The sequence below is a fragment of the Micromonospora pallida genome, assembly GCF_900090325.1.
Lineage (GTDB): Bacteria > Actinomycetota > Actinomycetes > Mycobacteriales > Micromonosporaceae > Micromonospora > Micromonospora pallida.
On the sequence record NZ_FMHW01000002.1, the window covers coordinates 6,417,521 to 6,429,878 of the forward strand.

The 12,358-nt window shown below is 75.7% G+C and carries 7 protein-coding genes; 4 read left to right on the forward strand and 3 right to left on the reverse strand.

Going from position 1 to position 12,358, the window contains the following annotated elements; translation table 11 throughout:
- Positions 1-166 precede the first annotated feature (166 nt).
- Both mycP and eccCa read right to left on the reverse strand, forming a co-directional pair.
- Complete coding sequence (gene mycP / locus GA0074692_RS27150) at positions 167-1,585, reverse strand: type VII secretion-associated serine protease mycosin (RefSeq protein WP_176738600.1); 1,419 nt, start codon at positions 1,583-1,585, stop codon at positions 167-169.
- Between the two features lie 100 nt (positions 1,586-1,685).
- Positions 1,686-5,672 carry a type VII secretion protein EccCa gene (gene eccCa, locus GA0074692_RS27155; RefSeq protein WP_091649176.1) on the reverse strand — a complete coding sequence of 1,329 codons (3,987 nt, stop codon included), beginning with the start codon at positions 5,670-5,672 and terminating at the stop codon, positions 1,686-1,688.
- Positions 5,673-5,762: 90 nt separating this feature from the next.
- Here eccCa and eccD point away from each other — a divergent pair, with 90 nt between their 5' ends.
- Positions 5,763-7,169 (forward strand): type VII secretion integral membrane protein EccD, encoded by a 1,407-nt coding sequence (gene eccD, locus GA0074692_RS27160; RefSeq protein ID WP_091649180.1) that lies wholly within the window; start codon positions 5,763-5,765, stop codon positions 7,167-7,169.
- A 36-nt stretch (positions 7,170-7,205) separates the two neighbouring features.
- On the opposite strand, the gene GA0074692_RS27165 is transcribed toward eccD, so the two are convergent.
- Positions 7,206-7,712 carry an inorganic diphosphatase gene (locus GA0074692_RS27165; protein ID WP_091649182.1) on the reverse strand — a complete coding sequence of 169 codons (507 nt, stop codon included), beginning with the start codon at positions 7,710-7,712 and terminating at the stop codon, positions 7,206-7,208.
- A 734-nt stretch (positions 7,713-8,446) separates the two neighbouring features.
- Between GA0074692_RS27165 and dacB the strand changes: the two genes are divergently transcribed.
- The 3 genes from dacB (at position 8,447) to tilS (ending at position 12,342) form a co-directional block, all read left to right on the forward strand.
- Positions 8,447-9,859 carry a D-alanyl-D-alanine carboxypeptidase/D-alanyl-D-alanine endopeptidase gene (dacB, locus tag GA0074692_RS27170; protein ID WP_245730764.1) on the forward strand — a complete coding sequence of 471 codons (1,413 nt, stop codon included), beginning with the start codon at positions 8,447-8,449 and terminating at the stop codon, positions 9,857-9,859.
- Positions 9,860-10,232: 373 nt separating this feature from the next.
- Positions 10,233-11,300: a zinc-dependent metalloprotease gene (locus tag GA0074692_RS27175; protein WP_091654156.1), complete on the forward strand. Its 1,068-nt coding sequence runs from the start codon at positions 10,233-10,235 to the stop codon at positions 11,298-11,300.
- Between the two features lie 10 nt (positions 11,301-11,310).
- Positions 11,311-12,342 (forward strand): tRNA lysidine(34) synthetase TilS, encoded by a 1,032-nt coding sequence (tilS, locus tag GA0074692_RS27180; protein ID WP_091654159.1) that lies wholly within the window; start codon positions 11,311-11,313, stop codon positions 12,340-12,342.
- Positions 12,343-12,358: the final 16 nt, after the last annotated feature.

Here is a 12,358-nt window from a genome sequence, read left to right on the forward strand (position 1 = left end):
GATAAACAGCGATGCAAATTGCCTGCTCACCGGTATCTCGAGCGATGCCGGGAACTCAACGGCCATTCATTGGAAGAATTCGAGGGGGAGCCGGTCCGTAGCGCTGAGTTAATTTTCCGTCACCATCACCCGCCTCGGGCTGATGGCGGCGCCGGATTGGGCGAGGTCAGCGCCGGGTCGGGCGACGGTACCGGCGAATCAACAGCCCCGCACCAGTGACCAGGACAACACCGAGCAGTACGCCACCCCACAGCCGTCCGGGGGCGTTTCCCTCGGCGCCACCGGCGGCCCGGGCCGTCCACCCGTCCCGCCGTGTGCCGGCGAGACCGAGTCGGCCGGTCTCGGTGCCGGACGTCTCGGCCACGCCCGGTGCCCGGCCGAAGCCCACCTCGCCGGGGGAGGAGTCGTCGTCGAGCGGGTTGCGCGGCACCGGGGGAACGTCCCGGGTCAGCGCGGCGACCGGATCGAGCCGGCCGAAGCCGAACCGGTCGTCCCGGCCGGCGGGGCCGATGTCCTGGGCGGTGCTGATCAGCCGCTGCACCACGTCACCGGCGGACATCTGCGGCCAGTTGGCGCGTAGCAGCGCGGCGGTGGCGGCCACCAACGGGGCGGCGAAGCTCGTCCCCTGCACCCGCCAGTAGCCGCCGGGCCGGGCGCCCACCAGCTCGGTGGCCGGTGCGGTCAGTACGGTCTCCGGCCCGGTGACCGAGCCGGACCAGAGTTTGTCGCTGTCCCGCTCCAGACCGGCGACCGCGATCACCCCGGGTTCCCGGGCCGGGTACCAGATCCGGGGGCCGGAGGAGACCGACAGGTTGCCGGTGCAGGCGATCACCACCACGTCCCGCGCGAAGGCGTAGTCCAGCGCGGCCGCCAGGGCGGCGCTGTCGCCACTCCCGCCCAGGGAGAGGTTGATCACCCGCGCGCCGTTGTCGACCGCCCACCGGACTCCCTTGGCGACGACCAGCGCGTCGTCGTAGCGGTTCTCCTCGTCGAGGACCCGCACCGGCAGGATCTTCGCGTCCGGGGCCAGGCCGACCGCGCCCCGCCGGTCGTCCCGCCGGCCGGCGATCAGGGCGGCGACCGTGGTCCCGTGCCCCACCGGGTCCGGCTCCGCCGCCCCGACGGGATCGACCAGGTCCAGACCGGGGAGCACCTGTCCGGCCAGGTCCGGGTGGGTGGCGTCCACCCCGGAATCGATCACCGCGACGGTGACCCCGCGCCCGGTGGACGTCCGCCAGGCGCTCTCCGCGTCGAGCGCGTCGAGTTGCCACTGGTCGTCGCGTACCTGGTCGGCGCGGGTAGGGGCGTACACCGGGTCGACGACGGCGGGCGCCGGACGCAGCGGCGCCCCGACGGTCGTGACCGCCCGGGCCGGCGCTTCGACGGTCGTGACCGCCCGGGCCGGCGCCCCGACGGTCGTGACCGCGCGGACCGGCGCAGTCACGACGGCCGCCGAGGGCGAGGCGGCGTGGGCGGGTGACGCGGGTGGCACGACGAGCGGGACGGCCGTCGCGGCCGCGGCGAGCAGCGCACAGCCGGCGAGCCGCCGGGCCCCGGTAGCGCACCTCCGCCGCACCCCAGTCACACCCTCAGCCCATTCGCCACGCCGGACACATGATGCTCGGAGGTTACCTGCTCTCCGGCCCACTCCGACTCCTCTTCGCACAATCACCCACCATCGGTGCTCAGCTCGGCGGGAGGTACGCGAGCTGCACCAGCCGTACGCCCTCCCGCCGGGTCACCAGCCGGCCCCGACCGGGCGGCAGCGGGCCGGGGCGGACCGGTCCGACCAGCGCGCCCTCGTCCGGGCTGCCGGTCATCACCAGGCCGGCCGTGGCGAGTTCCCGCAGCCGTTGGACGATCGGCTCGTACTGGGCCCGGGCCGCGCCGCCGGAGCGCCGGGCCAGCACCAGGTGCAGCCCCACGTCCCGGGCCTGCGGTAGGTACTCCTCCAGCGCCCGCAACGGGTTCGCCGGGCCGGTGGCGACCAGGTCGTAGTCGTCGACCAGCACGAACAGTTCCGGTCCGGACCACCAGGACCGGTCCCGCAGTTGCCCGGCAGTGACCTCCGGGCCGGGCATCCGGCGCCGCATGTAGCCGGCGACCGACTCGATCAGCTCGGCGGTGCCGGCCGCGGCGGTGCCGTAGCCGATCAGGTGGTCCGTCTCGATCGCGCCGAGCAGGCTGCGCCGGTAGTCGACCAGGATGATCCGGGCCTGCTCCGGGGTGAACCGCCGGGTGATCGACGTGGCCAGCGAGCGCAGGAAGGACGACTTGCCGCACTCCGCGTCCCCGAAGACCACGAAGTGCGGCTCGGCGGCGAAGTCGAGTTCGACCGGACGCAGGTCCGCCTCGGCGATGCCGACCGGCAGCCGTAGCCCGGTCGACGTGGACAGGTCCAGGTCCGGGTAGGGCAGCACCGGCGGGAGCAGCCGTACCGCCGGGGCGGCTGGACCGGCCCAGGCCCCGGCGACCGCCTTCACCAGGTCGCCGGTGTCCGCCCCGGAGTCGGCCAGTCGCGGCACGGCGGCCAGTCGCGGTACCGCGGCCAGGAAGTGCAGACGTTCCGCGGTGATGCCCCGGCCCGGGCTGTTCTCCGGCACGTTCATCGCCGCCTGCCGGGCGACGCCCGAGTCGGACGGGTCGCCGAGGCGCAGTTCCAGCCGGGAACCGAACAGGTCCCGGATCGCCGGCCGGAAGTCCAACCAGCGCAGCGCGGTCGCCACCACGTGCACGCCGTACGCCAGCCCCCGGCCGGCCAGGTCGGTGACCGGACCTTCCAGGTCGTCGTACTCGCCGCGCAGGGTGGCCCAGCCGTCCACCACGAGGAAGACGTCGCCGAACGGGTCGGTCACCGGCTGCCCGGCGGCGGCCAGTCCCGCCCGCCGCTGCCGGTACGCGGCCATCGATTCCACGCCCAGCTCCGCGAAGCGTTGCTCGCGCTCGGCCAGCAGAGTGGCGACCTCCCCGACGGTACGGCGTACCGAGGTCGGGTCGGCGCGGCCGGCGACCCCGCCGACGTGCGGCAGATCGCGGAGCGGGCCCAGCCCGCCGCCGCCGAAGTCCAGGCAGTACACCTGCACCTCGTACGGGGTGTGGGTGAGCGCGAGCGTGCAGATCAGCGTGCGCAGCAGGCCGGACTTGCCGCTCTGCGGCGCGCCGACCACGGCGACGTGCCCGGCCGCGCCGTCCAGGGCCAACCAGAGCAGGTCACGGCGCTGGTCGTACGGCTTGTCGACCACCGCCACCGGCACCTGGAGCGCGCCGTGCAGCTCCGGATTGCCGAAGGTCAGGCCGCGCGCCGGGTCGGTACCGACCGGGCCGAGCAGGTCGTCCAGGGCCGGTGAGGAGTCCAGTGGGGGCAGCCAGACCTGGTGGGCCGGCGGACCCTGGCCGGCGATCCGCCCGACCAGCACGTCCAGCAGGGTCCCGCCGTCCGGCTCCTCCTCGACCGGTCGGGTCGACGGGGCGGCCGGCTCCGGCACCGGCACGAGGTGGGTGGAGAAGGCGAGCAGGCGGGGCGTGCCGGCGGTGCTGCCACCCACACCGCCGCCGGGCCGGCGGAGCGCCCCGGAGACGTACGCGGCCCGGAACCGGACCAGCGGCTCGGTGCCGAAGCGCAGGTAGCCGTGCCCGGGGGAGCGGGGCAGCTCGTGCGCGTCCGGCACACCGAGCACCGTCCGGGACTCCAGCGCGGAGAAGGTCCGCAACCCGATCCGGTACGACAGGTGGGTGTCCAGCCCGCGCAGCCGTCCCTCCTCCAGCCGCTGCGACGCCAGCAGCAGGTGCACCCCGAGGGACCGACCCAGCCGGCCGATCTGCACGAACAGGTCGATGAAGTCCGGCTTGTGGAAGAGCAGCTCGGAGAACTCGTCGCAGATCACCAGCAGGGACGGCAACGGGGCGAGCGGGGTGCCCGCCGTCCGGGCCCGTTCGTAGTCGCGCAGGCTGGCGAAGTTGCCGGCCCGTCGCAGCAGCTCCTGCCGGCGGGTCAACTCGCCGTTGAGCGCGTCGGCCATCCGGTCCACCAGCGGTAGCGCGTCCGCGAGGTTGGTGATCACGGCGGCGGTGTGCGGCAGCCGGTCGAACGAGGCGAAGGTGGCCCCGCCTTTGAAGTCGATCAGGACGAAGTTGAGCACCTCCGAGCTGTGCGCGGCCGCCAGCCCCAGCACCAGCGTGCGCAGCAGCTCCGACTTGCCGGACCCGGTGGCCCCGATGAGCAGCCCGTGCGGACCCATGCCGTCCTGTGCGGACTCCTTCAGGTCCAGCTCGATCGCGCCACCGTCGGTGCCGACGCCGATCGGCACCCGCAGCCGGTCGCGCGGGGCCCGGGGCGTCCAGCCCTGCTCGACCGAGAAGTTCTCCGGATCGCCGAGGCCGAGCAGCTCGGGCAGGCCCAGTTCGGCCCGGACCGGCGCGTCCGACCCCCGGACCGTGGTCGCCAACCGCAGCGGGGCGAGCCGTCGGGCGACCGCCTCGGCGTCGGTGATCCCGAGCTGGTCGGCGGTGCCCACCTCGGCGTGCGTGTCGGCCGTGTACGAGTGCAGCCGCCCGTCGCGTACCGCCAGCACCAGCGTGGTCCGGTCGGGCAGGCGCGGCGGCGGGGTGTCCAGGTCGACCACGGTGACCGCGTCGATCCCCCCGTCCGAGGTGAGGTGGGTGGCGCCGGTCAGGTCCGCGCCGTCGAGTACCACCACCACGTGTGGCCCGTCGGTGGCCGGCCCGGCCGGACTGAACCGCGAGCGGCTGCCCAGCACCTCGCCGAGGAGCTGTTCGAGATCGGTCGCGGCGCTGGTGACCAGACGCACCGGGCCGAGCGCGTCGGTCCGGACCGGATGGTGGGCGTGCGGCAGCCACTTGACCCACTCCCAGGCCGCCCGCCGCTCCGGCCCGGCGCAGACCGCGACGAGCAGTTCGTCCGGGGCGTGGAAGACCGCGAGCTGGGTGAGCATCGCCCGGGCCAGCGCCCGCGCCGACGGCGAGCCGGCCGTCCGGGTCGTCGGGTCGTCGCCGTCGCCGCGCAGGTGGACCCGGGCGAAGCTGCGCAGCGAGAGCGCCACCGGCAGGTCCGGCACCACCGAGTACGCGTCGAGGAACCGGCGCAGCGCGCCTGCGGTCATCGGTTCCAGCTCCTCCAGCGGCCGGGTGGTGGGCGGCAGCAGCGGGGTGGCCAGGGTCTGCGGCCCGAGCGCCACCCGGACCACCGCGAAGTCCGGGTCGGTGGGGCGGCGCTCCCACACCCGGTGGCTGTCGACGGTGGACCAGAGCCGGGTCGGGGCGGGGTGCCGGTAGTACAGGCCGGCACGCTGCCGGCCGGCGGTGCGCCGGACCTGGCGACGCAGCACGGCGAGGTGGCGCAGGTACTCCCGCCGGGCGGCCATCATCTCGGACTTCTTCGGGGTGCCGGCGGCGCTGCCCCAGGAGGTGACCAGCATGGCCAGCGAGGAGAGCCCGAACATGCCGCCGACCACGTACGAGTACGCCCCACCGCCCCGGCCGAACATCATCGCCATGGCCACCGTCCCGCCGAGCATCGGCAGGAGCATCAGCAGCTGCTGCCACCGGCCGCCGGTGACCTCGGGGATCTCCGGGGGCGCCTCGACCGGGAGTTCGCCGACCGGGATCTCCGGGGCCGGGCGGCGCGGCGGTCGCTTGATGACGACAGTGGACACACATCCTCCCTATGCGCTCGGTAACCCGAGCCTGGCTCATGGTAGGAAAAGTGCTGCCGTCCGCGCGCACCGCCTGACAGGGAGTGAGAATTGTCGACAACCGGGCTCGCCCGACTCACGATCTGCGCCCCGCAGCGGCGGCTGGACGTGGCGCTGCCGGAGCAGGTGCCGCTCGCCGAACTCCTGCCCGAGGTGCTCCGGCACGCCGGTGAGGGGCTCGCCGACGACGGCGAACGACACGGCGGCTGGGTGCTGCGTCGTACCGACGGGGTCGTGCTGGCGACCGGTCAGGCGCTGCACGCCCAGGGCGTCCGCGACGGCGAGGTGCTGCACCTCGTCCCGGCCCACGCGCAGTGGCCCGAACTCGAGTACGACGACGTGGTGGAGGTCATCGCGGACGGCGCACGCCGTCGGGGCGCCGCCTGGTCGCCGGCCGCCACCCGGGTCGCCGCGTTGGCCGGGGCCGCCGTGCCGCTTGCCGTCGGGCTGGTCGCGCTCACCGCCGGCGGCCCCGACCACCCGGCCGACTGGCTGGTCGCGGCGGCGGTCGCCGTCCTGCTCGCGGGCGCCGGTGGCGTCGCCTCCCGGGCGTACGGGGACGGCCCGGCCGGAGCGGCGCTGGGCGGGTACGCCCTGCCGTACGCCTTCGCCGCCGGCGCGCTGCTGGTCAGCTCCGGTGACCCGGTCTCCCCGTTCCGCCCGGTGCGCTGGCTGGGCGCACCCGAGCTGCTGGCCGGCTCGGTCGCGCTGCTCCTCGTCGCGGTGCTCGGTCTGCTCGGCGTCGCCGCCCGGCTGCGGGTGTTCGTCGGCGGGGCGACGGTCGGGCTGGCCGGCGCGGCCACCGCCCTGCTCGGGCTGGTCCTCACCCCGGCCGGCACCGCCGCCGTCCTGCTCAGCGTCCTGGTCTTCGCCGTCGGCGCGCTGCCCCTGCTCGCCATCCGCCTCGGCAAGGTGCCGCTCCCGCCGATCACGCTGCCGGCCGGAGCCGGGACCGAGGCTCGCCCCGGGGTCCGCGACCTGCCGGACACCGGCCGGGTGCACGCGGCGGTGGCCCGTACCGAGGAGACGCTGACCGGGATGCTGCTCGGGCACGCGGTGCTGGCGGTCGCCGCCGCGCTCGTGCTCACCGTGACCGGCGGGCTCGCCGGCCGGATCCTGGTCGCCGTCGCCGCGGTGGTGCTGCTGCTGCGGGCGCGACTGTTCGTGGCGCTGCGGCAGCGGGTGCCCACCGTGCTCGCCGGTCTGGCCGCCCTCGCCGTGCTGGGCGTCGCCCTGGTCGACCGGGCCGGCCCGGTGGCCCTGCTCGGGCTGGTCGCCGCCGGGGCGGTGCTCGCGCTGCTCACCGTGGCGGCCGGCACCACGTACGCGCGGCGGCCGGTCTCGCCGTACCTGGGTCGGGCGGCCGACCTGACCGACACGCTGCTGGTGGTGGCGGTGGTCCCGGTGGCCTGCGCGGTGCTCGACCTGTACGACCGGGCCCGGGGCCTGCTCGGCTGAGCGGCCCCGGGCCCGGTTCGGTCGGATCGGCTGCGGTCAGTGCGCGTTCTCGCCGCGCGCCTCCGCCTCCTGGTGCCGCCGGTACGACGCCCGGATCTCCGCCTCCGCCTCGGTCCGCCCCACCCAGGTCGCGCCCTCGACCGACTTGCCCGGCTCCAGGTCCTTGTAGACCTCGAAGAAGTGCTGGATCTCCAGCCGGTCGAACTCGCCCAGGTGGTGGATGTCGCGCAGGTGCTCCTGACGCGGGTCCTCGTAGGGCACGCAGAGGACCTTGTCGTCCCCGCCCTTCTCGTCGGTCATCCGGAACATGCCGATGGTGCGGCAGCGGATCAGGCAGCCCGGGAAGGTCGGCTCGGGCACCAGCACCAGGGCGTCCAGCGGGTCGCCGTCCTCACCCAGCGTGCCCTCGATGAAGCCGTAGTCGGCCGGGTACTGGGTGGACGTGAAGAGCGTGCGGTCCAGCCTGATCCGGCCGGTCACGTGGTCCACCTCGTATTTGTTGCGGTGACCCTTGGGGATCTCAACCGTCACGTCGAAATCCATCTCACGCTCCCTATGTCGCCCACGCTGGCTACGAAATGTGACACCCCCGGACGGGGCGATGCGCACCCGCCGGCGTCGGGCGCCGCATAGTCTTCGGACCGAAGTAGTGTCGCCCAAGCCGTTTTTGGCGGGGGGAGGAGGGGGTTGTGGGGAGGGAAGATTCACACTACCGCTCGGGAGGCGACCGTGCTCCGGATCGACCGGAGCGGGTCACCGGGCGGGTGGTGGTGCCCGGCGCGCACGGTTCGGCGCAGGTGACAGCCGGTTCGGCCGGCGGCCAGCCCCACCCGACCGCCCCCGGCCGGGGAGCGCCACCGCCCCCGGTCTACCGGCCGCCGGCCCGCCCCGCCGGCACCGTCGTGCCGGCCAGCCTGCCGTTCCCCGAATCCTCCGGCCCGCCCTACGGTGGCCTCGCTCCGGCTGGTCCGCCCCAGGGCAGCCCCGCACCCTCCGGGGCGCCGTTCGGCGGTGCCGCACCGCACGGCAGCCCCGCACCCTCCGGCCCGCCCTACGGCAGCCCCACATCCGCCGGGACGTCTCCCGGCGGTGCCGCGCCCTCCGGCCCGCCCTACGGCAGTGCCGCACCTTCCGGGACCCCTTACGGTGGTCCCGTGCCCGCCGGCCCGCCCTACGGTGGCGCTGCTCCGGCCGGTCCGTCCGAGCCGCCGTCGGTTGCGCCCGAGGGCCCGCCCCCGGGCGGTGCTGACGGCCCGTCCCCGCGCCGGCGGCGCACCCTGCTGACGGTGCTGGCGACTGTCCTGCTGCTGGTCGTCGCCGGGGTCGGGCTGGTCGTGGTCCGACCCGGCCCGGTGGCCGGCTGGCTCGGTGCCGACGCCGAGCCGACGGCGGACGCCCGCCCACTCGAGGCGGCGCCCGTTCCCGTGTTGGCGGCCCCGGCCGCCGCCGCCCCGGTCCCGACCCCGGCGGGGGTTCGGGCCGCGCTCGACCCGCTGGTCGACGCGACCGCGCTGGGCAGCCGGGTCAACGTGTCGGTCACCGACGTCGGCACCGGCCAGGAGTTGTACGGGCGGGGCGCGGACGACGGCACCGTGCCCGCCTCGGTCACCAAGCTGGTCACCGGTGTGACCGTGCTGGCCGCCCGCGGCCCGGCGTACCGGATCGGCACCCGGGTGGTGGCCGGCGCGACGCCCGGCGAGGTGGTGCTCGTCGGCGGGGGCGATCCGACTCTCGCCGTGGACGCCAACGGCTTCTATCCCGGTGCGGCCCGCCTGGACGTCCTCGCCGAACAGGTGAAACAGGCCCTCGGCGGTACGTCGCCGACCAGGGTGACGGTCGACTCGACGCTCTTTCCCGGCCCCGTCCACGAGCCGGGCTGGGACTCCGACATCCCCACCGGCGGGTACGGCGCCGCGATCACCGCGCTGATGACCGACGGGGCGCGCCGCGACCCGGACGCCGGCCCGAAGGCGGCCGAACGGTACGCCGCCCCCGACCTCGCCGCCGGGCGGGCGTTCGCGAAGCTCCTCGGCCTGCCGTCCGGCACGGACGTGGAGCGGGGCAAGGCCCCGGCCGGCGGCGGCAGCGCCGGTGCGGCCGGGACGCCCGCCCCCGGCACCGAGTTGGGCCGGGTCGAGTCACCACCGCTGATCCGGCTGGTCGACATCATGATCACGGATAGTGACAACGTGGTCGCCGAGGCACTGGCCCGCCAGGTCGCCATCGCCCGCAACCAGCCGGCGTCGTTCGTCGGTGGGGCCGCCGCGATGGACCAGGTGGCGGCCGAACTCGGGCTGCCCGCCGACGAACTCGACCTGGCCGACGGCAGCGGGTTGTCGCGCACCAACCGGATCAGCCCGTCCCTGCTCACCGACCTGATCGTGCTGGCCGGCAACGGCACCCGACCGGAGCTGGCCGGGATTTTCGGCGGCCTGCCGGTCGGCGGCTGGTCCGGCACCCTGGACGAACGGTTCGGCGCGGAGGACACCAGCGCCGGAGCGGGCGTGGTGCGGGCCAAGACCGGCACCCTGACCGGGGTGCACGCGATCGCCGGGCTGGTCACCACGGCCGACGGCCGCCTGCTCAGCTTCGCGATCCTCACCGACCGCACGCCGCCCGACACCCCGGACGCCACCCGGCTCGCCCTGGACCGGATCGGGGCGGCGCTGGCCGGCTGCGGCTGTCGCTGACCAGGTCTCCCGGGGGCGACCGCGTCCGGGACACCCGTTCCGCCACGGGGCTGGCGTCCTCCGGGACGGCCCGGCCCCGTGCCGGCCGGCACGACCGCGTACGCCCGGCCTCGTGCCGGCCAGGGCGACCGACTGCGCCCGGCCTCGTGCCGGCCAGGGCGACCGACTGCGCCCGGCCCGTGCCGGCCAGGGCGACCGACTGCGCCCGGCCCGTGCCGGCCAGGGCGACCGACTGCGCCCGGCCCGTGCCGGCCAGGGCGACCGACTGCGCCCGGCCCGTGCCGGCCAGGGCGACCGACTGCGCCCGGCCCGTGCCGGCCTGGCCACCTCCGAGCCCGGGTGGGGGTGTACCGGCGCGGGTACGGTGGGGTGCATGGCGCAGTTCGTGGACTGGGATCTGGCCGCCGCCACCGCGGGGGCCCTGGGCAAGTCGGGGCCCCGGGTCTCGTACGCCGAAGCGACCGAGGTGGTGGGCGAGCTGCGGCGGCTGACCGACGAGGCAGCCGAGCACGTGGCCGAGTACACCGGTCTGCGTGCGCAGGTCACGCACCCGCCGGTGCGGGTGGTGGACCGCCGTGACTGGGCCGCCACCAACATCGCCGGCCTGCGCGAGGTGATCACGCCGCTGGTCGGCCGGCTCTCCGGGGACAAGCAGCCGGGGCCGCTCACCGAGGCGATCGGCTCGCGGCTGACCGGGGTGCAGGCCGGCACCGTGCTGGCGTACCTCTCCGGTCGGGTGCTCGGCCAGTACGAGGTCTTCTCCGCCGACCCGGGTCAACTGCTCCTGGTCGCGCCGAACATCGTGGAGGTCGAGCGGAAGCTGGGGGCCGACCCCCGCGACTTCCGCCTCTGGGTCTGCCTACACGAGGTGACCCACCGGACGCAGTTCACCGCCGTCCCGTGGATGCGCGCGTACTTCCTCGGGGAGGTGCAGGCCTTCGTCGACGCCTCGCAGGGCGGTGAGCACCTGCTGGAGCGGCTGCGGCGCGGGGTGGCCACCCTCTCCGACGCGATCAAGGACCCGGAGAGCCGGGCCAGCGTGCTGGACATCGTCCAGACGCCGGCGCAGCGTGCCGTGTTGGACCGGTTGACGGCGCTGATGACCCTGCTCGAGGGGCACGCCGAGTTCGTGATGGACGGCGTCGGACCGGAGGTCATCCCGAGCGTGGAGCAGATCCGGGCCGGCTTCAACCGGCGCCGGGAGGCGGGCAACCCGCTGGAGAAGGCGATTCGCCGGCTGCTCGGGGTGGAGGTCAAGATGCGCCAGTACGCCGAGGGGCGCAAGTTCGTGCACGGTGTGGTCGAGCGGGTAGGCATGGCGGGCTTCAACCGGATCTTCGCGTCCCCGCTGACCCTGCCCCGCCTCGATGAACTGGGCGACCCGGACGCCTGGGTGGCCCGGGTGCACGGTCCGGCCGGGCCGCTGCCGACGGTCGACTGACCGCCGGGTCGTGGCCGCGCTCGCGCCGCCGGTAGCCGCGATCCGGGTCGCCGTCCGCCGGGCACTGGTCGAGGCGCCTGGGCCCGGACCCGTCCTGGTGGCCTGTTCGGGCGGCGCCGACTCGCTCGCCCTCGCCGCGGCCACCGCCTTCGTCGCGCCCCGGCTGGGCCGTCCGGCCGGGCTGGTCACCGTCGACCACGGACTCCAGGCCGGCTCCGCCGAACGGGCCGCCGCCGTGGCCCGCTGGGCGGAGCAGACCGGGTTCGCCCCGGTGGAGGCGGTCCGGGTGCACGTCGCGGGACGCCCCGGCGGCCCGGAGGGGGCCGCGCGGGACGCCCGCTACCAGGCGTTGGCCGAGGCCGGCCGACGGTACGGCGCGAGCGCCGTGCTCACCGGCCACACCCGGGACGACCAGGCGGAGACTGTGCTGCTCGCCCTGGCCCGGGGCGCCGGGCCACGTGGCCTGGCCGGCATGCCGTCCCGCCGGGACCTGGCCGGGGTGCCGTTGCTGCGTCCGTTCCTCGACGTGACCCGGGAGCAGACCCGTACGGCGTGCGCCGTGCTCGGGCTCACCCCGTGGGAGGACCCGCACAACGTCGACCCCTCGTACGCCCGCGCCCGGGTCCGCAGCGACGTGCTGCCGGTGCTGGTCGCGGCGCTCGGCCGGGGGGTGCTGGACAACCTCGCCCGGACGGCCCGACTGGTGGCCGCCGACGCCGCAGTCCTCGACGACCTCGCCGCCGACGCGCTGGCCAAGGCCCGGGTACCGGCCGGCAGCCGCGCGGGAGCGGGCGGGGCGACCGGGGCCCGCTCGGCGGGCGGTGAGCTGGTCGTGTCGACACTGGCCGGGCTCGCGCCCGCGGTGCGTACCCGGGTGCTGCACGCCTGGGCCCGCGAGTTGGGCGCGCCGGCGGCGGCGCTGTCGCACCGGCACGTCGCCGCGCTCGACGCGCTGGTCACGGACTGGCGCGGGCAGGGCGCGGTGCACCTGCCCGGCGGGCTGCGGGTCACCCGCCGCGATGGTCACCTCGTGCCCGCCTGACGTTGAGGTGGTTGCC